This window comes from Sphaerisporangium sp. NPDC005289 (assembly GCF_040607455.1).
Lineage (GTDB): Bacteria > Actinomycetota > Actinomycetes > Streptosporangiales > Streptosporangiaceae > Sphaerisporangium > Sphaerisporangium rhizosphaerae.
In genome coordinates this window covers 646,499-673,398 of the sequence record NZ_JBEXGS010000001.1, presented here as the reverse complement: position 1 = coordinate 673,398, position 26,900 = coordinate 646,499, and the positions used below count along the sequence as shown (strand labels likewise).

Annotated in this window: 26 protein-coding genes; 9 read left to right on the top strand and 17 right to left on the bottom strand. The window is 72.4% G+C overall.

Translation table 11 applies throughout. The features are described from left to right. Positions 1-82 precede the first annotated feature (82 nt). A complete protein-coding gene (locus tag ABZT47_RS02635) occupies positions 83-526 on the top strand; it encodes an ATP-binding protein (protein WP_354835333.1) in 444 nt (147 codons plus the stop codon). Here ABZT47_RS02635 and ABZT47_RS02630 read toward each other — a convergent pair. The 3 genes from ABZT47_RS02630 to ABZT47_RS02620 all read right to left on the bottom strand — a co-directional run bounded on the left by ABZT47_RS02630 (position 511) and on the right by ABZT47_RS02620 (position 5,140). Further along, a complete protein-coding gene (locus tag ABZT47_RS02630) occupies positions 511-864 on the bottom strand; it encodes a VOC family protein (RefSeq protein WP_354835331.1) in 354 nt (117 codons plus the stop codon). The genes ABZT47_RS02635 and ABZT47_RS02630 overlap by 16 nt on opposite strands. 264 nt (positions 865-1,128) lie before the next feature. Continuing rightward, positions 1,129-3,645 (bottom strand): protein kinase, encoded by a 2,517-nt coding sequence (locus tag ABZT47_RS02625; RefSeq protein ID WP_354835329.1) that lies wholly within the window; start codon positions 3,643-3,645, stop codon positions 1,129-1,131. A gap of 277 nt (positions 3,646-3,922) precedes the next feature. Beyond that, positions 3,923-5,140, bottom strand: a complete 1,218-nt coding sequence (locus tag ABZT47_RS02620) for a serine hydrolase domain-containing protein (RefSeq protein ID WP_354835327.1) — start codon at positions 5,138-5,140, stop codon at positions 3,923-3,925. A 279-nt stretch (positions 5,141-5,419) separates the two neighbouring features. Here ABZT47_RS02620 and ABZT47_RS02615 point away from each other — a divergent pair, with 279 nt between their 5' ends. Together ABZT47_RS02615 and ABZT47_RS02610 are read left to right on the top strand one after the other, a co-directional pair. Beyond that, entirely contained in the window at positions 5,420-5,818 is a 399-nt protein-coding gene (locus ABZT47_RS02615; protein ID WP_354835325.1) for a hypothetical protein, read from the top strand. Then, on the top strand, positions 5,815-6,072 hold the full coding sequence (locus ABZT47_RS02610) for a ThuA domain-containing protein (RefSeq protein ID WP_354835323.1): 258 nt from the start codon (positions 5,815-5,817) through the stop codon (positions 6,070-6,072). The genes ABZT47_RS02615 and ABZT47_RS02610 overlap by 4 nt, the downstream gene beginning before the upstream one ends. A gap of 23 nt (positions 6,073-6,095) precedes the next feature. Here ABZT47_RS02610 and ABZT47_RS02605 read toward each other — a convergent pair whose 3' ends face one another. The 4 genes from ABZT47_RS02605 to ABZT47_RS02590 all read right to left on the bottom strand — a co-directional run bounded on the left by ABZT47_RS02605 (position 6,096) and on the right by ABZT47_RS02590 (position 9,139). Then, on the bottom strand, positions 6,096-6,776 hold the full coding sequence (locus ABZT47_RS02605) for a MerR family transcriptional regulator (protein WP_354835321.1): 681 nt from the start codon (positions 6,774-6,776) through the stop codon (positions 6,096-6,098). A gap of 31 nt (positions 6,777-6,807) precedes the next feature. Continuing rightward, entirely contained in the window at positions 6,808-7,629 is an 822-nt protein-coding gene (locus ABZT47_RS02600; RefSeq protein WP_354835319.1) for an SAM-dependent methyltransferase, read from the bottom strand. 155 nt (positions 7,630-7,784) lie between these two features. Further along, positions 7,785-8,468 carry a DNA alkylation repair protein gene (locus ABZT47_RS02595; RefSeq protein ID WP_354835317.1) on the bottom strand — a complete coding sequence of 228 codons (684 nt, stop codon included), beginning with the start codon at positions 8,466-8,468 and terminating at the stop codon, positions 7,785-7,787. Then, positions 8,465-9,139: a TetR/AcrR family transcriptional regulator gene (locus ABZT47_RS02590; protein WP_354835451.1), complete on the bottom strand. Its 675-nt coding sequence runs from the start codon at positions 9,137-9,139 to the stop codon at positions 8,465-8,467. The genes ABZT47_RS02595 and ABZT47_RS02590 overlap by 4 nt, the downstream gene beginning before the upstream one ends. 344 nt (positions 9,140-9,483) lie before the next feature. Here ABZT47_RS02590 and ABZT47_RS02585 point away from each other — a divergent pair, with 344 nt between their 5' ends. Further along, positions 9,484-10,398, top strand: coding sequence for an SDR family oxidoreductase (locus ABZT47_RS02585; protein WP_354835315.1), 915 nt, complete (start codon positions 9,484-9,486; stop codon positions 10,396-10,398). A 189-nt stretch (positions 10,399-10,587) separates the two neighbouring features. Here ABZT47_RS02585 and ABZT47_RS02580 read toward each other — a convergent pair whose 3' ends face one another. After that, positions 10,588-10,947 (bottom strand): hypothetical protein, encoded by a 360-nt coding sequence (locus ABZT47_RS02580; protein ID WP_354835313.1) that lies wholly within the window; start codon positions 10,945-10,947, stop codon positions 10,588-10,590. A 126-nt stretch (positions 10,948-11,073) separates the two neighbouring features. Beyond that, complete coding sequence (locus ABZT47_RS02575) at positions 11,074-12,429, bottom strand: xylan 1,4-beta-xylosidase (RefSeq protein WP_354835311.1); 1,356 nt, start codon at positions 12,427-12,429, stop codon at positions 11,074-11,076. A gap of 331 nt (positions 12,430-12,760) precedes the next feature. On the opposite strand from ABZT47_RS02575, the gene ABZT47_RS02570 reads away from it, so the two are divergent. Beyond that, positions 12,761-13,471 (top strand): hypothetical protein, encoded by a 711-nt coding sequence (locus ABZT47_RS02570; protein ID WP_354835309.1) that lies wholly within the window; start codon positions 12,761-12,763, stop codon positions 13,469-13,471. A gap of 31 nt (positions 13,472-13,502) precedes the next feature. Here the strand turns inward: ABZT47_RS02570 and ABZT47_RS02565 are convergent, their stop codons facing one another. From ABZT47_RS02565 to ABZT47_RS02555, 3 genes are read right to left on the bottom strand one after another with little or no spacing between them, the layout of a single operon-like run. After that, on the bottom strand, positions 13,503-13,988 hold the full coding sequence (locus tag ABZT47_RS02565; RefSeq protein WP_354835307.1) for a (2Fe-2S)-binding protein: 486 nt from the start codon (positions 13,986-13,988) through the stop codon (positions 13,503-13,505). Next, complete coding sequence (locus ABZT47_RS02560) at positions 13,985-14,995, bottom strand: FAD binding domain-containing protein (protein WP_354835305.1); 1,011 nt, start codon at positions 14,993-14,995, stop codon at positions 13,985-13,987. Before ABZT47_RS02560 ends, ABZT47_RS02565 begins: the two co-directional genes overlap by 4 nt. Then, the gene (locus tag ABZT47_RS02555) at positions 14,992-17,439 is read right to left on the bottom strand and encodes a xanthine dehydrogenase family protein molybdopterin-binding subunit (RefSeq protein ID WP_354835303.1); all 2,448 of its coding nucleotides are present in this window, start codon (positions 17,437-17,439) and stop codon (positions 14,992-14,994) included. Before ABZT47_RS02555 ends, ABZT47_RS02560 begins: the two co-directional genes overlap by 4 nt. A gap of 119 nt (positions 17,440-17,558) precedes the next feature. On the opposite strand from ABZT47_RS02555, the gene ABZT47_RS02550 reads away from it, so the two are divergent. Continuing rightward, positions 17,559-18,398, top strand: a complete 840-nt coding sequence (locus ABZT47_RS02550) for a hypothetical protein (RefSeq protein WP_354835301.1) — start codon at positions 17,559-17,561, stop codon at positions 18,396-18,398. 205 nt (positions 18,399-18,603) lie between these two features. Here ABZT47_RS02550 and ABZT47_RS02545 read toward each other — a convergent pair whose 3' ends face one another. Together ABZT47_RS02545 and ABZT47_RS02540 are read right to left on the bottom strand one after the other, a co-directional pair. Further along, positions 18,604-18,795, bottom strand: a complete 192-nt coding sequence (locus tag ABZT47_RS02545; RefSeq protein WP_354835299.1) for a DUF397 domain-containing protein — start codon at positions 18,793-18,795, stop codon at positions 18,604-18,606. Continuing rightward, positions 18,786-19,607, bottom strand: a complete 822-nt coding sequence (locus ABZT47_RS02540) for a helix-turn-helix transcriptional regulator (protein WP_354835297.1) — start codon at positions 19,605-19,607, stop codon at positions 18,786-18,788. Before ABZT47_RS02540 ends, ABZT47_RS02545 begins: the two co-directional genes overlap by 10 nt. A gap of 258 nt (positions 19,608-19,865) precedes the next feature. Between ABZT47_RS02540 and ABZT47_RS02535 the strand changes: the two genes are divergently transcribed. Further along, positions 19,866-20,258 carry an ATP-binding protein gene (locus tag ABZT47_RS02535; protein ID WP_354835295.1) on the top strand — a complete coding sequence of 131 codons (393 nt, stop codon included), beginning with the start codon at positions 19,866-19,868 and terminating at the stop codon, positions 20,256-20,258. A gap of 99 nt (positions 20,259-20,357) precedes the next feature. Here ABZT47_RS02535 and ABZT47_RS02530 read toward each other — a convergent pair whose 3' ends face one another. Further along, positions 20,358-23,027 carry a M14 family zinc carboxypeptidase gene (locus ABZT47_RS02530; RefSeq protein WP_354835293.1) on the bottom strand — a complete coding sequence of 890 codons (2,670 nt, stop codon included), beginning with the start codon at positions 23,025-23,027 and terminating at the stop codon, positions 20,358-20,360. Between the two features lie 122 nt (positions 23,028-23,149). Next, a complete protein-coding gene (locus ABZT47_RS02525) occupies positions 23,150-24,055 on the bottom strand; it encodes an alpha/beta hydrolase (RefSeq protein ID WP_354835291.1) in 906 nt (301 codons plus the stop codon). 156 nt (positions 24,056-24,211) lie between these two features. Between ABZT47_RS02525 and ABZT47_RS02520 the strand changes: the two genes are divergently transcribed. Further along, the gene (locus tag ABZT47_RS02520) at positions 24,212-25,381 is read left to right on the top strand and encodes a histidine kinase (RefSeq protein WP_354835289.1); all 1,170 of its coding nucleotides are present in this window, start codon (positions 24,212-24,214) and stop codon (positions 25,379-25,381) included. Then, complete coding sequence (locus ABZT47_RS02515; RefSeq protein ID WP_354835287.1) at positions 25,378-26,046, top strand: response regulator transcription factor; 669 nt, start codon at positions 25,378-25,380, stop codon at positions 26,044-26,046. The genes ABZT47_RS02520 and ABZT47_RS02515 overlap by 4 nt, the downstream gene beginning before the upstream one ends. 68 nt (positions 26,047-26,114) lie before the next feature. Here ABZT47_RS02515 and ABZT47_RS02510 read toward each other — a convergent pair whose 3' ends face one another. Then, complete coding sequence (locus ABZT47_RS02510; RefSeq protein ID WP_354835285.1) at positions 26,115-26,873, bottom strand: SDR family oxidoreductase; 759 nt, start codon at positions 26,871-26,873, stop codon at positions 26,115-26,117. Between the last annotated feature and the right edge of the window lie 27 nt (positions 26,874-26,900).

The following is a 26,900-nucleotide window of genomic DNA, read 5'->3' as shown; positions in this document are numbered from 1 at the left end:
CGCCCCGTTACCCGGATCGGGGGATCCGTGCGGGGGCCGTCACGCGGCCGATGCACCCCGAGCGAAAGGCCAGGGATCAGAGATGATCGGCATTCCGTCCTGTCCCCGCGAAATCCGCTGGGAGCTGCGCGCCGAGCCGGGTGTCACGGCCGAGTGCCGTGCGGTCGTCCGCGAGAGGCTCGCCGAGTGGGACCTGCACGACCTGATCGACGACGTGGCGATCGTCGTCACCGAACTGGTCGCCAACGCCCTCGTGCACGGCGCCGCTCCCGTGCGGCTCGCGCTGGGAACGGCCCCGGACACCGTGACGGGCTCGGTCGCCGACGGGGGGGCCGGATGGCCGCGCCTGCGCCAGGCCGGCGCCGAGTCCGAGCACGGCCGGGGGCTGCGCATCGTCGCCGCGCTCACCGACGCGTGGGGCGTGGTACCGCTGCCGGCCGGTCCCGGCAAGACCATCTGGTTCACCCGCACCCGCGTCTCCGCGGAGGGTCACAGAGTCTCCGCGGAGGGTCACAGAGGGGAGTAGAGCACCAGGACGTTGCCGGACGGGTCGCGCAGCACGGCCCTGCTCTCGTGCGGGCCGGCCCCCGGGCCGCTGACCAGCTCGGCGCCCGCGGCCGTCAGCTCGGCCACCGTTCCGGCGAGGTCGCCGACCTTGTAGGACGGCGCGGTGACGGCGCCGGCCACCTGCTCGGCCGGGGCGGCCAGCGCGATGGTGACGCCTCCCGCGTCCAGCGCGGCGAAACGGTCGCCGTCCCTGAATTTGACCGTCAGCCCGAGCACCTCGCCGTAGAAGGTCAGAGCCTTGTCCAGGTCGTCCACCGGGATCAGGACGTTGCCGAGCTTCTGCACGCGCGCGCTCACAGTGCCTCCACCGGGTAGGTCGTCTCGGACGAGAGTCTGCCCGGCGGGCGGCCCGCCGCGCACCCGGCCACGTGCGCACTCCACCATGTGCGCACGCGACGTGCGCACATGGCGTGCGGACCCAGTCGTGGGCGGACTCGGTCGTGGGCGGACCCGGTCATGCGCGCCTGGTCATCCGCGCCTGCGAGGGCGCCTGGTCATCCGCATCTGTGCGTGCGCGTCCGGTCAGGCGCGCTCGCGGCGGGCGGCCCGCGGGAGGGTCGCTCAGGTCAGGACGGGACCGTCGCCGGAGTCGCCGGACGGCTCGTCCCGCGGTTCGGGCGAGGGCGGCGGGTCCTTCGGCGGGTCCTTGTCCGGCGGCTCCTCGGTCGGCGGGTCGGACTTGGTGGGCTCCGGCGTGGGCTCGGCGCACGCCCGGCCCCTGCGCGTGCGCGTGGCCGAGTCGCTCGCCGTCCCGAGCGCGGAAGCGACGGTCACGGTGACCTTCCTGACGTCCACGTAGCCGCACCTGGGGTCGGCGAACCGCACCGTGAACACCCGGTCGTACACCGAGTCGCCCGACAGGGTCGCCCGGCGGGCGGCGGTGCGGGTGATCGTGCGCTCCCCGGCCGTGACGGTCTGCTGGAAGCTCGCCGTCAGCCGCACCGGGTCGGGGGACGAGCTCCTCACCCGCACCCTGAGCGTGCCGCCGTCCCAGGAGGTGATCGAGACCGTCGGCGGCGCGCACTTGGGCCCGTCGACGCCCACCTCCTTGAACTGGGTGCCGTTCGCCGCCGCGGGCGTGGTGGTGACCCGGACGCCGAAGTACGCCGTCTCGCCGCAGGCCACCTCGCCCAGGTCGCCGGAGAGCGAGAGCGCGTAGGAGGTGTCGCCGGACAGGGTGCGGCTCGCCTGGTCGACGACCTTGGCCGCGCCTTCGCCCTGCCTGCGGGTGAACGCGGCGGCCAGGCGCACCTCGCCCGTCCCTCCCGTGCGCACGCCCACGCGGGCCGTCTTGCCGTTCCAGCGGACCGAGACGTCGTCGACCGTGGGCGGCGGGCACGGGTCGCCCTTGACCATGACCGTGCGGCTGCGCGAGCCGCCCGCGGCGCCCGGCGTGGTGGAGACGGTGACCTGCCGGTAGACCGTCTTGCCGCAGGCCGGCGCGGCGAAACCGGCCGTGGCCTGGCGGGTGTAGGACGTGGAGCCGGTGAGCGTGAACGTCTGCGTGACCGGGGCGGCCGGGGCGGCCAGGGCGCCGCCGGAGGAGCGCTCGGTGAAGCGGACGCTCAGCGTGACGGTCTGCGCCGTGGAGGTGCGCACCCGCACGGTCGCGGTGCGCCCGTCGAACGCCGCCACCGCCAGCTCCCGCACCGACAACCGCATGGGCGTGGGCGTCGGTGTGGGGGTGGGGCTCGGTGTCGGGGTGGGCGTGGGTGTGGGTGTGGGGGACGGCGTGGGGGACGGGGACGGGGTCGGGGTCGGGGTCGGCGTCCGGGTGGGAGTGCGGGTGGGCGTCGGAGTCGGCCTGTGGGTCGGTCTGTGCGTCGTCCCGGGGGTGCCCTGTGGCGTGGCCGGCGGGTCGACCTGCGCCGGAGCCGGAGAGGTGTGGGTCGCGTGCGACGGGGACGGCGAGGACTCCGGAGGGTCGGTCCCGTCGTCCGGGCTCGAGGTGACCGGCGCCTTCGCCAGCGCCTTCGACGGCTCGCCCGCCGGGACCTGCGCGACGGCCCGCGCGGTCGGGGAGGTGGTCAGCGCCACGTCCCGCACCGGCGTGCCACCGCGGCCGGCGGCCAGCACCGCGATCACGACGCCCACCGCCACGACGCCGGCGCCGACCAGCACGCGCCCCGGATGACGAACCCGGCTCAGGGGGCGCAGCGGTCCGCGCAGCACGGTACTGGCCAGGCTGGTGCTCGCCTGCGGCCCGGGCTCGGACAACGGGAAGCCGAAGGCCAGCAGGGCGACGAGCTCGGCCAGGTGGCGGCGCCCGCGCTCTTCCCACTCGGGGCCGTAGGCCGCGACCGCCGCCGACTCCAGCTCGCCGACGAACGCCCGCGCGGTCGAGGGACGGTCGGCGGGGTTCTTGGCCAGACCCCGGGTCACCAGCCCGCGCACCGAGCCGGGCACCGCCTCGGCGGGGATCGCGGCCGACTGGTGCTGGCGCATCAGAGCGGCAGGGTGGTCGGCGCGGTACGGCCTCTGGCCGGTCAGGCACTCGAAGAACACGCAGGTGGCGGCGTAGACGTCGGTCGCGGGGCCGGCGGGGGAGCCGTTCCACTGCTCGGGGGCCATGTAGGGCGGGGTGCCGGAGGGCAGGCCCGGCCGCCCGGCCGGGGTCGCGATGCCGAAGTCGGCCAGCTTGCTGAACCCGTCGGCCTGGACCAGGACGTTCTCGGGCTTGTAGTCGCGGTGCACGATGCCCGCGGCGTGGGCCGCCGACAGGCCGAGGAGCGAGCCCTTCAGGACGACCAGCGCGGCCTCCGGGCTGGTGGTCCCATGCTCGTGGAGGATCTTGCGCAGCGGGACGCCGTTCACCAGCTCCATGACGATGGCGGCGCCCAGCGGGCTCTCGACGTACTCGTAGAACCGCACGATGTTCGGGTCGCCGATCTCGACCATCGTGCGCGCCTCTTCGCGGAACGCGGCCAGGAAGCGCGGGTCGGATCTCAGCTCGTCACTGAGGTACTTGATCGCCACGTAGGCGCCGGTGCCGTTGTAGACGGCCAGGACCACCCGGCCGCTGCCACCGGAGCCGAGCACGCGTTCTTCGCGGTATCCCGGAACGGACCAGGCGTCCATCTTGTCCCCTCGGAGTGGTGATGCTCCTGACTCCCCAGACGAAGGTCTCATCCGATACGCCGGTTGTCACGGATTTGGTAGATCACCACGGTGACGATTCAATTACAGAAGGTATGCCCGTTAAGCATATGTCAAGGTCAGTGCCCCTTTTCCAGGAAACCCACCTCCTGCGTGCTCGACCGGGTAAAGCCCTCCGAGGGGCAGGGCGCAGGACTCAGGACTCAGGACTCAGGGCTCAGGGCTCGGGGGTCAGGGCTCGGGGGTCAGGGCTCGGGGGTCAGGGAAGGGAGTCGTACACGGCCTCGAGCAGGCGGTAGCCGCGCATGCTCCCCGCCACCGCGTTCGCCATCCGGTTCATCGTGTACGCCACGGCCAGCCCGTACCGGTGGTCCCCCAGGCCGACGAAGCCGCCGAGACCCGGGTGGCCGAACGCCGTCGCGGCGCCCTTGCCAGGGGTGAAGAACATCGTCGCGGGGCGCATGAAGCCCAGGCCGAACGCGCTGTCCAGGAACATCACCCGGTCGGGGCCGCTGACCCTCGGCCGCAGTGCGTCCTGGAGGGTCTCCGGCCGGACGATCTCGCCCGCGAGCAGGTCGCGGTAGAACCCGGCGAGGCCGCGCGCCGTGGTGATCAGTCCCATGGCCGGCCACCCGGCCCGCATGATCGCCGGGTTGTTGGCCCCGCCCTTCACCTTGCCGGGGCTGGGGTTGCCCATCGCCCGGTTCATCATGCTGCCCTTGTCCAGCGCGGCCCGCGCCATCTCCCACATGGGGTCACCGGGCCCCCGTCCCGGCAGCTCGGCCGCGGCGCGCACCGCCTCGGTCCCGTCGGAGCCCGTCGCGCCGCCGGGGGTCCTGCGCTCGCCGGCCGAGAGGCGGGCGGCGCGGGCGATCACGTCGGGGGGAGCGCCCAGCCACAGGTCCAGCCCGCGCGGGCCGGCGATCTCCGCGGCGACGAACTCGCCCACGCTCTTGCCGGTGACCCGGCGGACCACCTCGCCGACCAGGAACCCGTAGGTGAGGGCGTGGTAGCCGTGGGCGGTGCCCGGCTCCCACATCGGCCGCTGCGCGGCGAGCCGCGCGGCGATCGCCGGCTGGTCCCCGAACTCCTCGGCCGGGACGTCCTCCTCGATCACCGGGAGCCCGGACTGGTGGGTGAGCAGGTGCTCGACCGTCACCCGTTCCTTGCCGCCGGCCGCGAACTCCGGCCAGACCTCCGCGACCGGGGCGCTCAGGTCCACCTCGCCCCGCTCGGCGAGCATCAGCGCCACGGCGGCGGTGACGGCCTTGGTGCACGAGTAGGTGAGGGCAGGAGTGTCCCGCTCCCAGGGACGCCCGGTGTGCCGGTCGGCCACGCCGTCCCACAGGTCCACCACCGGCTCGCCGTCGAGGTGGACGGCGAACGCGGCGCCGAGTTCCTCGCCCTTCGCGAAGTGGTTCTCGAAGACCTCCCGGACACGGGCGAACCGTGGATCGCAGTGGCCCTGGGCACCCATCACAGACCTCCGGTGGCGGTGGCTCGCTCGGTCGCCGCGCCCGGCGACGTCTCACCCAGAACGACGCTCGGTCGGCATCCCCCCAACTTACTGGCGCCCCGATCCCGTCCGTACCCGCCGTCCCCGAGCCGTGCGGTCCCCGTCCCCGTCCTCCCCGCGCCGTTGCGCCCCCTTACTCGCCGTCCCCGCGCCGCCGGCTCTCCTGCCCGTCCCCTTGACCCATGCGATCCCGATCCGGGCCGGTGGCGTGGGGGTGGCGTCCGTGATGGGGTTGGGTCCGTGGCGACGAACGTGATCCTCTCCGGCGGGCCGGCGCACGACTTCCCGGCGACGTCCGCGGCGCTGGCGGAGGTCCTGGCCGAGGCCGGGGTGCGGTCGCTGGTCACCGACGACATCGCCGGGACGCTCGCGGCGGGCCCCCGCCCCGACCTGGTCACCGTGAACGCGCTGCGCCGCCTTGCGGACGACGGCTGGTCGCGGAGCCTCGGGGTCGCTCCGTTCCGGCTGCCCCGCGCCGCCCGCGCGGCGGTGCTCGCCCATCTCGACCGGGGCGGGGGAGTCCTCGCCGTGCACGCGGCCTCGATCTGCTTCGACGACTGGCCCGGTTGGCGCGGGCTGGTCGGGGCGGCCTGGGTCTGGGGCCCTCCCATCACCCGCCCCTCGGCCCCGCGGAGGTGAAGGTCCACGGCGGCCACCCGATCGTCGAGGGCCTTGCGGACTTCGAGCTGGTCGACGAGATCTACAGCGACCTTGAGGTGTCGCCCGGCGTCCGGCCGCTGGCCTCCTCGCTCGGGCAGCCGCTGGTGTGGGCCCGTGAGGTGCGCGGGGGGCGGCTGGTGTACGACGCACTCGGCCACGACGTGCGGTCATACGAGAGCCCGTCCCACCGCGCCCTCCTCCTGCGCGCCGCCCGCTGGCTGCTCGGCGACTGACGCCGCGCGGGGCCCTGTCCGTCCTATCCCGCTCGTTCCGGCCTGGACGTGCGCCGGACGGGCGGCGCGGGCCGGCCTTCGAGGAGGCGGGCGGACTCCGACTCGTGGGCCAGCCTCCTGAGCACGTCGAAGACCTTGCCGTACAGCACGGTGCCGATCACCAGGGACTCGACGGCCGTCTCGCGGGGACCGTCCATGGGGACCTTGCCGATCTCGCGCTCGGCGACCAGGCGCATGATCACATCGGCGTAGTGGCGCAGGTCGTCCTCGCCGGCGGGCCTGCCGAGCTGGGCGAGCCGCACGAGCACCTGCGCCAGCTCGTCCCGGGTGGGCGCGTCCGGGGTGATCCGCCAGCCGAGGTCGTCGATCAGCCGGTCGACCCGCTCGCGGGCGGCGCGTTGCTCCTGGTCGCCGGGGTCGGACGCGGCCGGGGAGGCCAGGGCGTAGTGCGCCGTGCCGAGCATGCGGTGGACCGGGGTGCTCTCGTCCTCCACCGCCGCCACGATCTTGGCGATCGAGGCGACCGGCAGCCGGCCGACCTCCAGCAGGGCGCGGATCAGCCGCAGCCTGCGCAGATGGGCCTGTCCGTATTCGGCCCTGGTCGCGCCGGTCTGCTCGCCCTGCGGGAGCAGGCCCTCGCGCAGGTAGTACTTGATCGTGGGGATCGGCACCCCCGAGGCGACGCTGAGCTGGGAGATCCGCATGCGGGCATCGTACCCATGCTGGATAGCCCGACTATCTGAAGGTGCGGCGGCGAGGGACCAGCCCCACGCCGCCGAGACCGCCGGCCGCGGACTCGTCCTCCAGGAGGTCGTGCTCGGGACGCCATGACCCCACGTGCACCAGACCGGGCTCCACCAGGTCCAGCCCGGAGAAGTACCGCTCGATCGTCTCGCGGTCGCGGATCTTCAGCGGCCGCGAGGTCCGCGCGTAGACCGCCTCGGCCCTGGCGATGTTCGGGCCGGCCTGGTGGCCGCGGAACCCGTGCGAGAGCACCAGTGCGCCGCCGGGCGGCAGCGTGCTCCGCAGGTGCGTCACGATGCTCGCGGCCTCCTCGTCGTCCTGGACGAAGTGCATGATCGCGCAGAGGATCACGGCGAAGGGCCGGTCGAAGTCGATGGTGGCCAGGACGGCGGGGTGCTCGGTGATCGCCTTCGGGTCGCGCAGGTCGCCCTCGACGACGGTGGTCTGCGGGTTGTCGGCGAGCAGCGCGCGGGCGTGGACCAGCACGATGGGGTCGTTGTCGACGTACACGACGCGCGAGCGCGGGGCCCGGGCCTGGGCCACCTGGTGGACGTTCTCGCGGGTGGGCAGGCCGGCGCCGATGTCGATGAACTGGTCGATGCCGAGGCCGGCGAGGTGGCGCACGGCCCTGCCGAGGAAGGCGCGGTTCTCGCGGGCGACGTGCCGGGCGTTCGGCAGCAGCTTGATGATCTGCTCGGCCGCCGCGCGGTCGGCGGCGAAGTTGTCCTTGCCGCCGAGGTAGTAGTCGTACATCCGCGCCACGCTGGGTGTCGTGGGATCGATCCCGGCCGGAGCCTTCTCCTGCTCGCTCACCCACGCCCCCTCGCCTCGCCCGTTCCGGTGACAGGTCACCATGAACATCGCCCTCGGCTCGAATATAGACGAAGCCGCCGACGATATTGATCATGTAACCATTTTTCGCCTGAATTGCGGACGTGTCGTCACAAGATCGTGAGTGACCTGCGAGGTCAGGTGGTCGGGAGGTTCTTCAGTGCCTCGCGGCGGCTGAGGCCGGTGAGACCCTTGTGGCGGACATAGCGGACGACCTCCTCGGGATCGGTCTTGGCGTACTCGCGCAGGGCCCAGCCGATCGCCTTCCGGGCGAAGAAGTCGGTGTCGGCCAGACTCGGCTCGATGCAGGCGTACAGCAGGCCTGCGTCGGTGCGGTCCTTGAAGCCGTTCTGGCACAGGATGGCCGTGCGCCGCCGCCACAGGTCGCCGTCGCGGGCCCATTCGAGCATGAGCGGGCGCATCGTGTCGGGGAAGGCCCGCAGAAGCGCGCCCACCCGGTGGATCGCCAGGTCGTCGACGTAGTCCCACCAGGCTCCCGTGACGATCATCTCCTCGTACATCGGCACGGTGTAGAGCGTCTGGAAGGGCTTGTAGTAGCGGAAGGCGCACAGCTCGATGGCGGCGTACCGCTCTTCGCGGTACTCGGCGTCACGCCACATGGCCAGCACGGTCTTGCGCCACTCGGGCGCGCCGTCGATGCGGTGCTCGGCCAGCACCCTGCGCAGCGCCGCCCGCCGCGGCGCGGCCTGGACGCCGAGGAAGGGCATGGCCGACTTCATGTACGCCTGCATGGCGGGAGCCTTGGCCGGGTCGGCGACGTCGGTCAGCGCCGTGCGCACGGCCTTGTGCAGAGGCGTCATGCTTCCTGGCTCGTGCGCTCGCCCGTGGCCAGACCGTCGAACAGGACGGTGATGTAGTGCTCGGCGAGGTGGGTGGTGTTGAGCCGTCCGCCCGGGCGGAACCAGCGCACGGCCACCCAGATGCTGTCGCGGATCATCCGGTAGGTGATCTTGGGATCGACGTCGGACCGCAGCTGGCCCGCCGACTGGCCGCGCTTGATCTGCCCGATCCACATGCGCTCGACCTCGTCCTCGGCCCTGATGAGGTAGTCGAAGCGGTCGCCGGGCAGCGAGCGCAGGTAGTTCCAGTCGTTCTGCATCACGGTGATGGCGGCCCGGTGCGGCTCGAGGGTGCCGAAGCCGATGCGCACCATCTCCGACAGCATGGTGCGGGGGTCGCCGTCCCCGGCGAGGATCTCGCGGTAGCGCCCGATAAGGTCCTTCAGGAACGTCGACAGGACCTCGTCGACGATCGACTCCTTGGAGTCGAAGTGGTGGTAGAGGCTGCCGGAGAGGATGCCCGCCTCGTCGGCGATCTGCCGCACGGTGGTCGCCTGGAATCCCTTGCGGGCGAAGAGCTCGGCGGCGAGCTTGACGAGGTGCTCGCGGCGCTCGGAGGCGGAGCCGGAGGTGGCCGCGCGCCGGGGGGAGCCCTGGCGCCTGGGCGCCGTGGCGTCGCCGCGCGGAGCGATTTCGCTGGTCGCACCCGTCGCCGCCGGCGCGCCGCCGGAGTTCTTGCGCGTGTTCACGTCCTCCATTATGGGCCTCCATGCAATCGCTTGTTCACCTGACGACCGGCACGAGTCACCTGCTCACCTTACGTTCCCGAACTGACCAAGCGCTTGCTATACATTCGGTCGGACGATCTTCACCGCCGTCGCGGAACCGGCCTCGCCGCACGGCCGGAGGCGCCTTCCACCTGGGGTGGCGCACCCCGACGATCAGCGGTGCCCCACTGTGACGATCGCCTCAAATACACATAAATCCGAAGAGATGGGGAAAAGAGCGGTGGTCTAACAGAAAAGGGAACGGTGAAGTGAGCGGTCTCTGCGAGGGACGGGTCGTCGTGGTGACAGGTGCCGGCCGGGGCATCGGTCGCGCCCATGCCATGGAGTTCGCGCGCCAGGGCGCCAAGGTCGTGGTCAACGACCTCGGCACCGGCCCGCAGGGGGCGGGGCGCTCGGGAGACCCGGCGCGTGCCGTCGTGGAGGAGATCGCCGGCCTCGGCGGCGAGGCCGTCGCCAACTACGACGACATCGCCGACTGGGACGGTGCGGGCAGGCTGGTCAAGACGGCTGTCAGCGCCTTCGGCGGGCTCGACGTGCTGGTCAACAACGCGGGCTTCCTGCGCGACCGGATGATCGTGTCCATGACCGAGCAGGAGTGGGACGACGTCGTCCGGGTCCACCTCAAGGGCCACTTCCTGCCGCTGCGGCACGCGGCCGCGTACTGGAGGGAGCGGGCCAAGGCCGGCCGGCCCGTGGACGCCCGCGTCATCAACACCTCATCGGGGGCCGGGCTGCTCGGCAGCGTCGGCCAGGCCAACTACGCCGCCGCCAAGGCCGGCATCGTGGCCCTCACCCACACCGCCGCCGCCGAGCTCGCGCGCTACGGCGTCACGGTCAACGCCGTCGCGCCGTCCGCGCGCACCCGCATGACCGAGCAGGTCTTCTCCGCGATGATGGCGCCGCCGGAGATCGGGTTCGACATCATGGACCCCGCCAACGTGGCTCCCCTGGTGGTGTGGCTGGGCTCGGCGGAGGCGTCGGGGGTCACCGGGCGGGTGTTCGAGATCGAGGGCGGCATGATCTCCATCGCCACCGGCTGGCACCACGGGCCCGGCGTCGACAAGGGCGAGCGGTGGAACGTGGGGGAGATCGGCGACGCCGTCGCCAAGCTGCTGGCCGACGCCCCCATCCCCGACCCGGTGTACGGCACCTCCCCCCGCTGACGACCGGAGCCCGGCGCCGCCGGCGTGCGGGCGTGCGGGCGTTCGGAAATCGGCCGTGAGCCGCGGCATCTGGGCATGCCGGCTGGACGCCGCAGACGCCCGGGGGCTCCGGCCGGGCGCCCGCCGGGGCTCCGGCCGGGCGCCGCCGCCGTGACGGCGCCCGATGACGGCGCCCGATGACGGGCTCCGTCACAAGAAGGCGTAGCACTCCACCTCGGCCCGGCGGTAGGTGAGGCCCTTGCTCACCGAGTCCTGTACGCACCGCTGTTCGCGCGGGCCGAGCTTGAGCGTGCCGCACACGGTGACGCCCGAGTAGGTGCGGCAGTCGAGGCCGGTGGCCCGCTCGCCGACGCGGTACTTGCGCCGGACCTCCGCACGGCAGTCGCTCTGGGCCTGCGCCGTGTTGGCGTACCGGCATTGACGGGTCAGAATCCGATATTGGTCCGCACTTACCGACTGCCTGCCATCCTGGTCAGGCGGCCCCCCGGCCGCGACGGTGCCGAACATCGTCGTCGTGGCGAGCACGACGGCCGTGGTGATTCGTCTCATGACTCCCCCCAGTCATGAGGTACTTACCCGCAGTGCCCCCTTCCGAAGAACCCTCCGGCCGATCGGCCTGCGCGAACCCGGGCTGGGGCGATCCCGCCGGGCGAAGCGGGGGAGGTCACGGGCGGGCTAGCGGTCGCTCCATTTGATCTCGTAGGGCCGCAGGTCGACCCGCTCGCCGTCCACGGTCGCGCTCAGCCGCCGGCCGGTGGTGTTGACCATCACCAGCCGCCGCGGCTGAGCCAGCACACGCACCCGGGGATCGGAGGAGGTCACCCGCTCAAGCTCGGCCCCGGCGGGGAAGGAAGCGGCGAAGTCGCCGATCAGCTTGCCGGTCGGCTCCAGGGCGCCCGTGCCGGGGGCCCACATGCAGCCCCGGCAGGCCCCCGACTTGGCCTGCGGGTTCCAGTACAGCGCGGTGGCGGCCCCGCTCTCGGCGAACTCCATCATCGACACGGCCTGCACGGCGAGCCGCATCGGCTCGGCCCACGTGGTGCCGTCCTCGGGGACGAAGTACCACTCCGACCACCAGACGGGCAGGTCGCCGGTCCTGTCGCGCAGCCAGGCGGTCACCGCGCCGAACTTGTCCAGCGCACCGAACGCGTCGGGCAGCAGCTCGTGGGCGTCGGTCAGCGAGGCCCCGTCGACCACGACGAAGTCGGCGCCCTTCTTGTGCTCGAACCAGTAGTCGAAGGCGTCCAGCACGTTCTGGTTGACGACGCCCCACGCGCCCCGCAGCGCGGACTTCCCTGTCTTGTTGCTGTCGAAGCCGATGTACGGGCCGCCGACCTGGGCGTCGGGACGCACCGCCTTCACCGCGTCGTAGACCTTGTTGTAGAGCTCGGTGTAGCCCTTGATGTCGGCCGGCTTGGAGTGGTCCGGCCAGAAGCCCTTGAGCTCGTTCCACACCATGAAGTACTTGACGTCGGTGTACCTCTTGGCGACGGCCGCCGACAGCTTGGCGAAGTCGTCGAAGTGCTCGGGGTAAGGGGCGTCCTCCAGGTGCTCGGTCCAGGCCGACTCCTCGGTGGGGCCTTCGGGGCCGCCCTTCATCCAGTCGGGGGCGCAGCACAGGGTGATGATCGGCGCGCCGCCGGAGCGCAGCATGAAGTCGGTCCGGCTGTCGAGGTCCTCCCAGAAGAACTCCTCCGGCCGCGGCTCGGGGTTGAGCGCTCCGAAGCCCATGATGTGCTGGTTCTGCGCCATCGGCGTCCGCGCGAGCGCGCCGCTGACGTTCCGCTCGAACCGCTCGGTGACGTTGTTGGCGCTCACCCCCGTGTGGGTGAACCCCCAGCGGGGCCAGGCGGGGTCCACCGGCGGCGGCTTGCGGATCGACGCCCCGCCCGCCTCGGACGACGGGGCCGCGGACCCCGGCGACCCGACGGCGGACCGGCGCTCCGCAGGGGCCGCCTGGCCGGCGTCCGCGCCGGAGGAGCACCCCGCCATGACCAGCGCCGCCACGACCGCCGCGGCCGCGGCGATCACCCGGCCGGATCGCCGCCCTGTCGATCCTCCGCCACCCGCTGACACCTGACCACCCGATCCTCACCGTTCCGTTTCCTCCAGAGCGTTCCACGACCACCCCAAAAGCGACGAATCACACCTCCCGATTCACAGAGAAGCGTTATGGCCCACCCGCCGGGACACGCCCCCGCCCGCCGGCCGTGTGCTCCTCGCGTCAAGCGCCGCCCTGGCGGGCGGAGGTCATCCCTGGGGTGGGGTGAATACGGTCCACGGGCTGATGCCGTAGGGGTGGAAATGGGGAAGGCTGGGCGGCGTGGTGGTGGACGGCGGGGTTCGGCGGTGGAGGGGTGCGGTGCGTCGGCGGCGGAGATGGGCTCTGGGCGGGGCGGTCGCGCTGGTCGTCGCAGCCGTTCTGGGGGTGGCGGTGGCGTTCCCCTCGGTGGCGGCGGTCGCCTGCCCGGGCTGCTACGGGCTGGAGGACCTCGGGGACGGCGTGTACGCCGAACCGGAGACGCCCGCGGTCCGCGGGGAGCGGCTGCTCGGAGTCGTCCGCGAGGCCGAGCGGAGGGTCGCGGACTTCTACGGGGGCCGCAGGAGCAGTCCCCGCGTGCTGGCGTGCGTCACCGACGGGTGCTACCGCCGCATCGGCGGGGGAGGGGAGCGCGGGGTCGCGGTGCTGAACCGGGCGGTCATGCTCTCTCCTCGCGGCCTGGACGTCGTCATCGCCTCCCACGAGCTGTCGCACGTCGAGCTGCGCGCCCGGCTGGACGGAGGCGACGTGCCGCAGTGGTTCAACGAGGGGCTCGCCGTCCTGGTCTCCGGGGACGCCCGCTACCTGGCGCCGGCCGGGTCGCCCGACCGCTGCCTGGTGGCCTCGGACAAGGCCCTCCCCGCGGAGCTGGGGCGCTGGCGGGAGGCGGCCGGCGGTGACGGGAACCTGTACGCCGAGGCGGCGTGCCGCGTGAGCCGGTGGGTCACCGCGAACGGCGGCTCCCGCGCAGTCCTGTCCCTGATCGACCGCCTCAACGCGGGCGAGGAGTTCGATACCGTCTTCCAGCCCTGACGGTCACGTCGTCCACCGGCCTTGACGGGGGTCAGGCCGGTGGTTCTGCGGGCGGCCGGCCGGCCGCCCGCAGGACGGCGCGGTAGATAGGGGTGTAGCCGGTGCACCGGCAGAGGTTGGAGCCGAGCAGGGCCGCCAGCCGCTCCGGATCGTCGGCGAGGGCCGGGTCGGACTCCAGCGCCCCGGCGGCCAGCATCAGCCACCCGGGCGTGCAGAAACCGCACTGAAGGGCGTGCTCGGCGGAGAACGCCTCCTGGAGCGGGTGCGGACGGCCGTCCGGAGACGCGAGCCCTTCGACGGTGCGGATCGGCCGTCCGTCGCACTGCACGGCCAGCAGCAGGCACGACCGGACGGCCTCGCCGTCCAGCAGCACCGTGCACGCCCCGCAGACACCCAGCTCACAGCCCAGGTGTGTCCCGGTCAGGTGACAGTCCTCCCGCAGGACGTCGGCGAGGACACGCCGGGGTTCGACGTCCAGCAGGTAGTCCCGCCCGTTCACCACCAGCGTGATCCTCATCGCGGGTCACCTCCGGGGAGGTCGTCGGCGGCGTGCGCCCACCCGTCCGCCGACGCCTCGTACAGGGCGCGGGCCACCAGGACGGCGATGGCGTGCCGGCGGTACTCGACATCGGCGTACGGCTCGGGGACGGGGTCGGCGTCGTCCTGGGCCGCGATGCGGGCCGCCCGCGCGAACGGACCGTACGCGGGCGGCCGAAGGTCCGGCACCGCCTCGGTCCGCGTGGATGGCGGCAGGTCCGGGAGGGCCTCGGTCCGCGTGGGCGGCGGCCGGCCGTGGCCGGGCGGGAGGGCCTCGGCGCCGATCAGGGAGCGTTCGGCGGCGTGCGCGCGCAGCGGCCGGTCCGCGCAGTTGGCCAGGGCGATCCTCGCCTCGGCGATCACGCCGTCGCGCACGGTGAGCGCCACCGCCACCGCGACCTGGGCGAAGCAGAACTGCGTGCGCCGATGCTCGGCGAAGGCGACCCCCGTGCCGCCGGGAAGCAGCGGGAGGCGCACGGAGGTGATCAGCTCCTGCGGGGCGCGGGCGGTCGCGTGCGGCCCGCGGAAGTAGTCACGGGCCGCGACCACCCGCGCCCCGGCCGGGCCGCGCAGCTCGATGCCGGCGTCCAGCGCGAGGGCGACGGCGCACCACTCGGAGGCCGGATGCGCCCAGGCCAGGCTGCCGGCCATGGTGCCGCGGGCGCGGATGGGCGGGTGGGCGACGTTGACGACGGCGCGCGAGAGCAGGCGTCCGAGCGGGCCGGGCGCGACCAGCGGGGATTCGAAGTCGCGGTGCCGGGCCAGCGCCCCGGCCAGCAGCGCGCCCCGCTCCACCCGCACGTCGGCGAGCTCGTCGATGCCGTTGATGTCGACCACCACGTCAGGGCTGGTCCGGCGCAGGCGCATGTCCAGGATCAGGCTCTGACCGCCCGCCAGCACCTCGGCGCGCCTGCCGGGGACGGCGAGCGCGTTCACGGCCTCGGCGACCGTGCCGGGCGCCAGGTAGTCGAAGGAGGGGGGTTTCATCGCCCCCGCCCCGTCCGGTCCGCGCCGTGCCTCGACCGGTCCGCGCCGCCGCTCGTGCCGTGTGCGCCGTGGCCTGATCCCTGTGCGTTCTCGACCCGGCCGGGTTCCCGGGCCGCCGCCGGGCGCCGGGCGTTCTCCGAGGCGCGCGCGGCGCGCCAGACGACGTCGGGCGTGAGCGGCATCTGGAGCAGGCCGGGGTCGGCGAGGCGCAGAGCGTCGGCGACGGCGTTGACGATCGCGGGCGGCGTCCCGATGCACCCTGACTCGCCCGCCCCCTTGGCGCCGAGCGGCGTGACCGGGGTCGGGGTGGTGGTGGCCGCGATGTCGACGGGGGGCACCTCGGCGAAGGTCGGCAGCAGATAGTCCAGCAGCCCGTTCGGCAGGACGGGCACGCCGGCGTCGTCGAAGGGCACGCCCTCGTACAGGGCCTGTCCGATGCCCTGCACGGCCGATCCGAGCGCCTGCCCGTGGACCGCGACCGGGTTGAGCGCCACCCCGCAGTCGTCCACCGCGACGAGTCGCAGCACGCGCACGGTGCCCAGGTCCACGTCGACCTCGACCACCGCCGCGTGGGCGCCGAACGGGAAGGCCATGGCCCCTTCGAACCGGTCGTCCACGCGGAGCGGCCCGGTCTCCTTCACCAGCTCGCCCAGGTCGGCGGCGGCCGGCGGATCGCTCTCGGCCCGCAGGGTGCCCCGGGACCAGCTCACCTTGTGCACCGGCAGCTCCCACAGGGCCGCCGCCCGCTGCCTGGCCTGGTCGATGAGGGTCCTGGCGGCCCGCTGGAGCGCCGCGCCGGCGAACTGGGCCGACCGGCTGGCGAACGAGCCGACGCCCTCGGGCACCTCGCCGGTGTCCCCCTCGATCAGCCGGACGCGCGCCGGGTCGAGGCCCAGGGTGTCGGCGACCAGGGAGCTGAACGTGGTCTCGTGGCTCTGCCCGCCGGCGGCGCTGCCGCATCGGGCGACCACCGTGCCGTCCGGGCACGCCTCGACGCCGCCGAACTCGTGCAGGCCGCCGGGTTCGCCGCCGGAGCGCTCGACGTAGCAGGCGAGCCCGATGCCCAGCGGGAGGGCGGCCGGGTCGGCCCGGCGCCGGTCACGCTCCCGCCGCCACCGCTCGTAGCCGAGGGTCTCCAGTGCGAGGTCCAGGGCGGCGGCGTAGTTCCCGCTGTCGTAGCGCCGGCCGGTCGGGGTGTCGTACGGGAAGCGCTCGGGCGGGATGAAGTTGCGCCGCCGCAGCTCGGCGGGGTCCAGGCCGAGGCGGCGGGCCAGCTCGTCCATGGTCCGCTCCAGCGCGGAGGCCGCCTCCGGGCGCCCGGCGCCGCGGTAGGGGTAGGTCATCATCGTGTTGGTGAGCACCGAGCGGACGGTGGCGTGCACCCGGGGCGTCAGGTAGGGGCCCGTCGCCATCCGTGCCGTCTGCGTCGGCAGCGCCGCGCCCAGGTGCGGGTAGGCCCCGACGTCGGCGTCGATCGCCAGCTCGTAGGCCAGCAGGCGCCCGTCGGCGCCGGCGGCCAGCCGCACCCGCTGGTCCTGCCCGCGGCCCCGGGTGGCTGCCAGCAGCGACTCCATGCGGTCCTCGATCCACCGGACGGGCCGGCCGAGCGCCACGGCGAGCGTGGCGGTCACGACGTACTCGGGGAAGATGGCGCTCTTGGAGCCGAACGCGCCGCCGCTGTCGGGGACGATGACGCGGATGCGGCCGGGGGGCCACCCGAGGACCTCCGCCAGCTCCCGGCGCAGCCGGTGCGGCATCTGGTGCGAGCACCACACGGTCAGCCCGTCCCCTCGGGGCACGGCGAGGAAGGCCCTGCACTCCATCGGCGAGGGCAGCAGCACCTGCTGGCGGTAGCGGGCCTCGACGACCACGGCCGCGCTCCGCCACACCTCCTCGTCGATGGGATGGCCGGCCTCGAACTCGAAGGCGACGTTGCTCATGCCCTCGAACAGGGTGACCGTCCCGTCCAGCGCGGCGGCCGTGGTGACGGCGGCCGGGAGCGGGTCGATCAGGACGCCGACCGCCGCGGCGCCGTCCTCGGCCTGGTAACGGTCCTCGGCGACGACCACGGCGATCGCCTCGCCGGGGTAGCGCACCCGGTCGGTGGCCAGCGTCGGCCATTCGCGTCCGGCGACGGCCTCACGGGTGGACAGGCTGGCCAGCAGCACGGGCGGGATGGGCGGCAGGTCCGGCAGGTCGGCGGCGGTCTGCGCGCACGCGGGCAGGCCGGTGAGGTGGACCGCCGACCAGGCGCCGACGACGCCCGGCACCGACGCGGCCGGGGAGCAGTCCACCGAGCGCAGCCTGCCGTGCGCGACGGGGCTCCTGACGAAGACCGCCGAAAGGCAGCCGGGCACGTCGATGTCGGCGACGAAGCGGCCCTGTCCGGTGAGCAGCCGCTCGTCCTCCCGCCTGGTGTACGCGAACGACACACGAGCCTCCACGAACATCCTCGTCGGCCGTTGACAAAGCCCGGCTCACCGCACACCTCCTCGGTCGCAAATAGTCGGCATGTCCGTACGATGCTCAAGCCCGGGATTCGTGAAGTATGGGATGGAGTGTCGTGAATTTCGCTTATGTCACGTATGACGGGCCGGATGACGACCGGGAGGTCCTGCTGGCCGCCTGGCGGCGGGCCGGCGCGGAGGGGGCCGCGGTCCGATGGGACGACCCGGCCGCCGACTGGGACTCCTTCGACGCCGCCGTCGTGCGCTCCCCCTGGGACTACATCCTGCGCCGGGACCAGTTCGTCGAATGGGCCCACAAGGTGGAGAGCGGCACCCGGCTGTTCAACCCGGCCTCGGTGATCGAGCGGAACACCGACAAGACCTACCTGCGCGATCTCGACGTGCCCACCGTGCCGACGCACTGGATCCACCCGGGCGAGCAGGTGACGCTGCCCCGTCAGGCCGAGTACGCCGAGTACGCCGAAAACCTGGAGTATGTGGTCAAGCCGGCCATCTCCGCCGGAGCCCGCGACACGATGCGCACCGCCGACCGCGCAACGGCCGAGGCCCACGCCCGGGCGCTCGTCGCGGCCGGCCGCGTCGCGATGGTCCAGCCGTACCTGGACATGGTGGAGACCGAGGGCGAGACCTCCATGATCTACATCGGCGGCCGGTTCAGCCACGCCCGGCGCCGTAACGCGATGCTCGCGGACGTCGTGCCCGCCGACCACCGGGCCGTCCCCGCGCGCGACCCCGGGCCGGACCAGTTCGCCCTGGCCGAGCGGGTCCTCGCCGAGGTGGGCGAGGACCTGCTGTACGCGCGCGTCGACCTGGTCCGCCTCCCCGGCGGCGCCCCGGCGCTGATCGAACTCGAGCTCACCGAGCCCTACCTGTTCCTCAGCACCACCCCCGGCGCCGCCGACCGCCTCACCACAGCCCTCCTGACCCGCCTCTGACCCATCCCAACACGCGACTCGAACGGCGCGAAGGCCGTGTTCTACTTCGAGCAAGGACCCGAGCCGTCCGGCAGATGGGCCTCGCCTTCGGCTCGGGCTGTTCTTTCCAGGGGGCTGCCGCCCCCCTCGCCCCCCGACCGGGAGCGGGGTTTCCTCAGACGGTCGCTGTGCCGGTCGAGGCGGGGTGGGCAGATGGGCGAGGGGATCAGGGAGTCGTCCTCAGGGAGGCGATGAAGGCGTGCCATTCCGTGTCGGTGCACGCGAGGGTGGCGCCACCGGAGTCCTTGGAGTCGCGAACCGCGACGACCCCGGGGAGATTGGTGGCCACCTCGACACACTGGCCCCCGTCGGGGCCTGATCGTCTTGACTTTCGCCACTTCGCTTCATTCAGGTCCATCGCTGCATCACGTCCTTGATGAGCTGCAGTGAAAGGTACTGGGCGTGAGCCTCTGCTCGTATGGCATCGTAGCGGGCGGCGACCCTGAGAATCGTTGTGCGATCGTCGATCACCTGACCTCGCGCAGAGGACTCCACATACACGATATGGGACGCGCCTTCCAGCTCCGCGATCGTGAACGCGCTCAGCATTCCCGCTGTCGATTCTGCGCTGTAAGGGACGACCTGGATGATGACTTTGGGGTGCTGGGCGATTTCCAGGAGGTATTCCAACTGCGTGCGCATCACCGTCGTTCCACCGAGCGGCCGGTGCAGGACGCTCTCGTCCATGATGCTCCAGACCGTCGGGGGATGTTCCTTCTCGAAGATCGCCTTCCTGCGTAGTCGGCTTCCGACGTGCTGATCACGTTGGTCCGGGGTGAGCCCGGGCTCGCCTTCGATCACCTTGCGCGCGTACTCCTCTACCTGGAACAGTCCGGGGATCAGAAGGGGATCCCAACTTCGGAGAGCCGTGGCCTGCTGTTCCACGTCCATCCAATTCCGGAAGTGCTCGGGGACGGTTTCCCACCTGGCTATGGCGCAGAGGCGGGTGAGGACGCCGTCGAGACCGAGGGTCTCGTCGCAGAGATTGGCGAGACGCTTTCCCGGTGGACGCCGGGCGGTTTCGACCATGCCGACGACGCTCGTCGTATAGCCGATCCTGTGCGCCAGTTCCGCCTGTGTCAGCCCTGCCTCTAGGCGGTATCGCCGTAGTTCATAGGCGAACAGCGCCCGGGGGGACTCTTCTGGGTTGACCTCGACGGGTTTCGTCACCTTTTACCCCTCCGTTGCGTGCATGGCCCGCCTCCGCACCTCGCCTTCGCCACCCCGCAAGTGAGGCGTCATTGAGAGGTGAATCCGCTGTCGCGGGCACTCCTTCGTCGGCCACCGTATGAAGCCGTCTCTTTACTATCCGTAGAAACGGTGAGGTGGGAAGGCATGTCGACCCCGCAACAACCTCGCAAATCGATGAGTGGTCCCGACCAGGTCGCGTCTTCGCGGGCGGACGGCTCGGTGGAGACCCTCCAGGGCGTGATCGACCTGGTCGGCGTTCCGGAGTCGGCCGGCCAGGCTCGGGCCTTCGTCAGGGAGGCGCTCGGGCGCGTTCATCCGGTCCTGGACGAGGTCGTCTTGCTTGTCTCCGAGCTGGTCACCAACAGCGTCACGCACTCGGACTCGCGCGGCGGCGGACCGGTGACGCTCGCCATCAGCGAGTGTGACGGCGCCGTCCATGTCGAGGTGGTCGACGGGGGATCGGAGCAGGAGCCGCGGGTCCGGGGTGGCCTTGATGAGGAAGGCGGGCGAGGGCTCTTTCTGGTGGACGCCATCTCGGATCGGTGGGGGATGTACCGGGACGGCGGGGGGAGGGTCGTCTGGTTCGCGGTGAGGTTTCGGGACGCCGGGGCGTCAGAGGTTGGGCGCTGAGGGGTGACGGGGGCTTCGCGGTGCCCGGCATGGGTGCGGCTCGCGCCTTGTGCTGTTTCGCAGGAGGCGCGAGCCGCGGTTGTCAGGCGGTGGGCAGGGTCAGGGGAGGACCACCGCGAGGGGGGTCACTCCGGCGGCGCGGAGGGCGGCCGGGAGCTTGGCGGCCCAGGGGTGCTCGTCGAGGCCGAGGCCTTCGGGATTGGGCACGACGAAGCGGAGCGAGCCGCCGGGTCCGGGGCGCTCGGTCCAGGTGGCGCCGAAACCGGTCAGGGCGGCGGCGACCTTGGCCTTGTCGGCGGCGTTCACGGTGATGCGAATGGCCGACTCGCGGTCCGGAGCGGCCGCGGCCGTCACCGTCGGGTCTCCGGCGGCGGCAGAGGTCGGATTCTGCGCGGCGGCGGTCCCGTCCTGCGGGGCAGTGGTGCGGTTCTGCGGGGTGGCGGTCCTGTCTTGCGGGGTGGCGGTGCGGTTCTGCGGGGTGGTGGGCGGATCCTCGGGAGTGGCGGGCCTGTTGTCCAGGCCGGAGGTGCGAGGTCGGGGGAGGTCGGCGGTCAGGGCGTTGGTGATGAGGTGGGCGGTGCCGTCGGTGAAGGCGCGGAAGTTGGGTTCGGCGGCGAACAGGATCGCGTGGCCGCGGCCGACGGGCTCGTCCAGCGCGGCGGCGGTCCCGCCGAGTTCCTCGGCGCCGAGCTGGAAGCCGGACACGAACCAGTCCGCCGAGTCCGCCGCCGGGTAGGAGGCCACTACCTGGGCCGGGTCCGAGGCCCGCATCAGCGGGTCGTAGGAGTAGAACTGCCAGGCCGTGGAGCCGACGCCGGCGGCCAGCGGGCCCTTGGCGACCTGGACGCGGAACAGCGAGCCGGGGACGTCGGAGGTCGGCTCGGTGAAGGTCGCCGTGCTCACCCCCGCGAGGGACGCGAGCTGCGCGCCGCCACTCCAGCCGATGTACCGGCCGCCGCCGCTCACCCACGTCTTGAGCGCCGCGCGCCCGGGCTCGCCGAGGGCGGTGTTCGCGGTGGCCGCGGGGCCGGCCGGGACGAGCAGCACGTCCAGGCCGGCCAGCTTGCCGGACGCGACGTTCGCCGGGGTCAGCTTGGTGTAGGGGAGCTTCCACTCGCGGTCCAGCCGGTGGCGCAGCCAGCCGAGGGACTCCACCGTGGTGCCCGAGGTGGCGGACAGCTCCAGCACGCCGACCTTGGGCCGCTTGGCGGGAGCCGGGGGCGAGACCACGTCGGGGACGCGCTCGGCCGGAGAGGCGGGCGGCGCCAGGACGCTGCCGGAGGAGCCGCCGGAGACGTTCGCCAGCAGCGGCAGGCTCCAGGCGGTCACGTCGTAGAAGTAGGGGAACGGGGTGTAGCCGTCCTCGCCGAGCATGGCCTGGATCCAGTGCTTCTGGCCCTGGGCCATGGGGATCCAGTACGTGCCCTTGGGCAGGGTGGCACGGGCCGGCGGGCGGCCGTACTCCTTGTAGTCGGAGACGGTGATCTGCTTGGCGAGCTTGTAGACCTTGACGTCCATGCGCTGCAGCCGGCGCACGACCGACTCGACCGCGGCCTTCTTGGCGGGGTCGCCGGCGCGCAGGAAGTAGTGGCGGACCGGCCGGTCGGGCACCTGACTGATCACCTCGTGGCCGGGGTTGTACACCTGGTTGGGCTCCAGCCTTCCGGCCAGGCCCTCCTTGAGCGCGTCGGTGTACATGCCGTGCCAGGTGGTGAGGATGCTCTCCTTGTGCGAGGCCGCGGCCGACAGCGACACCCACTGGGTGAGGTACTGCTCGAAGGCGCGGGTGGCGATGGGGGAGCTGCCGCCCTTCTCGTAGGTCATGCCGGCCGCGTTGAAGCCGGTGGTCGGGACGGTGTCGCCGTATCCCATGTAGAACAGGTCGTAGACGTCCCGGTTGGTGAAGGGCAGGCCACGCCGGGTGAACTCGTCGATCATCGCCTGGCCGTACAGGTTGCTGATCCAGTCGTAGGCCGGCTCGGCGATGTCGTGGTAGATCGGGTCGGCGTTCGGCGGGAAGAAGTACGCCGTGCCGCCCTGCTCGTGGGCGTCGATGTAGAGCTGCGGCGGGTACCTGCGCAGCAGTTCCAGCTTGCCGTCGGTCTCCGGCTGGGTGCGGGCGAACCAGTCGCGGTTCATGTCGAAGCCGTAGGCGTTGCGCCGGTTGTCCGCCTCGCGCCCGTCGGGGTTCTGGATGGGCAGGATGACGACGGTGGCGTTGTCCAGGATGCGCCTGGCCGCGCAGTCGTCGCGGTCGGACAGGTCGTACAGCGTCTTCAGCGCCGCGTCGGCTCCGCTCTCCTCGTTGCCGTGGACGTTGCCGGTGACCCACAGGACGGCGGTGGTGCGCTTGGCGAGCAGCTTGGCCAGAGCAGAAGGCGTGAGCGGATCGCGCAGCGTCTTGATGGCCAGTTCGGTCGCGGTGAGCCCGGCCTTGGTGACGTTCGCGGGCTTGCCGACGATCGCGTACTTCAGCGGCCGGCCTTGGGCGGTGGTGGCCAGGGTGCCGGAGACGACGCGGTCGCTGGCCCGCGCGATCGACTCAAGGAGCGTGTCGGACTCGGCGGAGGTGACCTCGCGCTCGCCGAGGTCGAAGCCGAGCACGCTCTTGGGGGTGGGGACCTTGTTCAAGTGGACAGGTGCGGTCTGGGTGGGATCGCACGTGCTGGACGCCTGCGTAGGGGTGGGATCCGCGAGCGCGGCCCCGGCGGGGAGGGCGAGCGCGACGGTCACTGCGACCGGCGCGACCACCTTGAGACGCGTGAGCATGTGATCACCGTGTCATCGACATATATCCATGACAAGAGTGATCTTTTAGGTTTACGTTACGTCTGAGCCGATTGCCGGTTGTCGGCCGGATATGACGCAGAGCTCTCCGCTGGCGTGCGTGCTCAGGTCAGGACCGCGTTCAGTTTCCCGGCGAACTCCCGGGGGCGCCAGATGTAGCCGGTGTGGTCGCCGGGGAATGGCGTCGCCTCGGCGCCGAGTCGATCGGCGAGGGTCAGGACGATCCGGGTCGCGATCTTGGCCTGGTACCGGCCCACTCCCAGCACCAGGCCGGGGAGCTTCAGGCGGAGGGCGGCGAGGCCGGGCCGGTACCGGATGAACGGGAGCATCTCGTGGGCCAGCAGGAACTCCTGGTTGCCCTGGATCCGGGCGCCGAAATCCGGGTCGGCGGGATAGTCGCCGTCCGCCGCCGGATCCTCCTTTCCTGGATCTATGGCGATGAACTGGCGAAATGCCTCTTGTGCTCCCCTTGAGCGGTACGTCTGGTAGACGGCCTCGTACTTGGCCTGCTGTGCCGCGGCGTCCGGGAGGACGGCCGGAACCGGGGGTTCGTGTGCGACCACCGTGCCGAGGCGGTCTCCGTAGCGGGTGGCGAGTTCGAGGGCGACAATGGCGCCTCCGCTGCTGCCGAACACGTGCGGCGGCGTGTCGATCAGCGTCTTGAGCAGCAGGGCGGCGTCGTCGGCCTGCTGGTCGAGTCGCAGGTCGGCCGGCGGTCCGTCCAGGTGGCTCCTGGAGTTCCCGCGCCGGTCGTAGGTGATGACCGTGTAGTGCTCGGCCAGTTCGGGCGCCATGGCGGCGAAGGAGCCGGCGTCGGTCCCGCCGCCATGGATCATCAGCAGGGGTGGCCCGGAGCCTCGCGTCTCGTAGTACAGCCTTGCTCCCGGTACCTTCAGGTACCCCGTGCGGGCCTTCGGCCGAGGTCTCGTCGTGCTCTGCCCGCACGCGCCGAGCAATATCGCTCCAGTGGCCGCGGCGGATCCCAGCAGCAGTGTTCGTCTGTCGAGCATGAGCCGATTCCAGCCCGGCGCGGACCGCCGGCGACAGCGCGTGAAGAAGGGATTCGCGACCGCTGAACCGTCCCGAAGGGGGTGCTGTATGCGACTTTAGTAGGGTTTTCGCTCGGCCTCGGTCGTCAGCTGAACGGCGTTGGCTAGGGTCTCGCCATGGGGCGTGAGCGAGTTGCGGACATCGTCGTGGTGGTCGTGGCCGGCGTCGTCTCCCTGTCGGGAACGGTGACCCAGGTCCCGGTTCTCCGCGAGCCGTACGACCTGTGCGTCTTCTGCCTGCTGGTGGCGAGCGCGCTATCGCTCTGGTTCCGCCGCCGGGCACCGGTGGCGGTCGCCTGGCTCATGGCGCTGCTCGCGGTCATCCTGGTGGCGGCGGTGCGGGTGTGGCCGGGGCTCGCCCCGGGAACCCGCCTGGAACCGGAGATCACGCTGCTTCCGGCGGCCGTCCCCTTCGCCGCGTACGCCGCGGCGGTCTTCGCCCGCAACCCTCGCCTGGCCTGGCCGCCGCTGGTCCTGGTGGCCGCCATCGCGTTTCTGGGCGCGCCGCCCTCGTCCCGCGCGGTCGCCGTCGCCGGCATGGTCCTCATCCTGGTCGGCGCGCCCGTCGTCCTGGGCAGGTACGTCGTGGCACGAGCCGAACGCGCCAGGCGCGGCCACCACCTGCGTGCCGAGCAGGCCCGCAGGCAGGAGCGGCTGCGGCTGGCGGCGGAGATCCACGACGTGGTCAGTCATCGGGTGAGTGTCATGGTGCTGCAGGCCGGAGCGTTGCAGCTGACCGCGGCCGACGAGGCGTCCAGGCAGGCGGCGGGACAACTTCGCACGACCGGGTGCCAGACCCTCGGCGAACTGCGTGACCTGGTCGGCCTGCTCAACGCCGCCGGCCCCTCGGACGCGGCGAGCACGGGGCCGCTCGAACCGATGCCCGATCTGTCCGGGCTGGTCGAGTCGGCGCGGTCGGTCGGGACGGTCGTCGAGGTGGACGGCGCGCAAGGCCCGTGCCTGCTGCCGCCCGTGGTGGGCCGTACCGCGTATCGAGTCGTCCAGGAGGCCCTGACGAACGTGCACAAGCACGCACCGGGAGCGCGGGTGCGGCTCCAGGTCCGGCAACTCCCCGCCGGCGTCCGGGTGAGCGTCCGCAACACCGCGCCGACCAGAGCGGGCGACGCGGTGCTGGCGTCGGCCGGTGCCGGTGCCGGGCTGCTCGGCCTGCGACGGCGCATCGAACTGATCAACGGTACGCTGCGCGCCGAAGCGTGCGCCGACGGCGGCTATCGGGTCGAGGCGGACCTGCCCTCGGTCCTCCCGGCGGCGGGGGAGGGCCCGTGATCCGCGTCCTGCTGGTCGACGACGACCCGCTGGTCTGCGCGCACCTGCGGACGATCCTCGGCACCTCCGGCGACGTGGACATCGTCGGCGAGGCGTACGACGGCGCCGAGGCGCTGGACGCCGTCACCAGGTACCGTCCCGATGTCGTCCTCATGGACCTGCGGATGCCGGGCGTCGACGGCATCACCGCCATCCGTCACATCGCCGCGCTGCGTGAGCCGCCGATCGTGGTCGCCCTCACCACCTTCGACACCGACCACCACGTTGTTCGAGCCCTGCAGGCGGGGGCGGCCGGCTTCCTGCTCAAGTCCACCCCGCCTCAGGACCTCATCGGGCTGGTCCGGGTGGCGGCCGGCGGCCACACCGTGCTGTCCGGCGCCACGACGCGGCGGCTGCTGAACGCCGCGGCCGGCCGCCAGGCGAGCCAGGACGGCAGGCTCACACTGATCGGGGCCCTGACCAGGAGGGAGCGGGAGGTCTTCGACTGCCTCGGCGAGGGTCTGTCCAATGCCGAGATCGCCCGCCGGCTGCACCTGTCCGAGGCCACGGTCAAGGGGCACGTGTCGCGCATCCTGGTCAAGCTGGACTGCCCCAACAGGACCCGGGCCGGACTGCTCGCGCAGCATGCCATGCTCGGCCGTGCCACGGCGCCGGCAGCGCCTTGAGCCCGCGGACGATGCCCGACGCCGACTCGAGATGGCCGAGGTCCGGAGAGGAGGCCACCACGCGCGGGTCAGACGGTGGAGATGCCGCCGTCCACGGGGATCACGGCGCCGGTGAGGTAGGCGCCCGCGCGGGAGGCCAGGAAGATCGCCGCTCCGGCCATGTCGTCCGGCCGTCCGATGCGCCCGAGCGGCACCTGGGACTCGACGGCCGCGCGCATCCCCGGATCGTCCAGCGCGAAGGCCATCATCTTGGACTCGAACGGCCCGGGTGCGATGGCGTTGACGGTGATCGACTCACCGGCGAGCCGGTGCGCCAGGTGGCGGGTCAGCATGTGGACGCCCGCCTTGGCCGCCGAGTAGGCGTAGTTCTCGACGCCCGGCGCGCGGAGGCCGTCCACGGACCCGATGTTGATCACGCGGGCCGGGTCGCCGGCGGTCGCGGAGGCGCGCAGCAACGGCAGGAAGCGCTGGGTCAGGTAGAACACGCCCTTGACGTTGATACCCCAGAGCTTGTCGAAGGCGTGCTCGGGATACTCCTCCAGCGGAGCGCCCCAGGTGGCGCCGGCGTTGTTCACCAGCACGTCCAGCCGGCTCTCGCGCTCGGACACGGCCGAGACGAGCGTCTCGATGCCCTGCGGCGTCGACAGGTCGGCGGGGACGGCGGCGCAGCCGAGTTCGGCGGCCGTCTCGTGCAGCTCGGCGGCCTTGCGCGAGGAGAGGTAGACGGTGGCGCCGGCCGCCGCGAAGCCGGCGGCGATCATCTTGCCGATGCCCCGCGAGCCGCCCGTGACCACGACGGTCTTGCCGTCCACCGAGAACAGAGTCATGCCCCCCGATGATGCCGTACCCGTCCC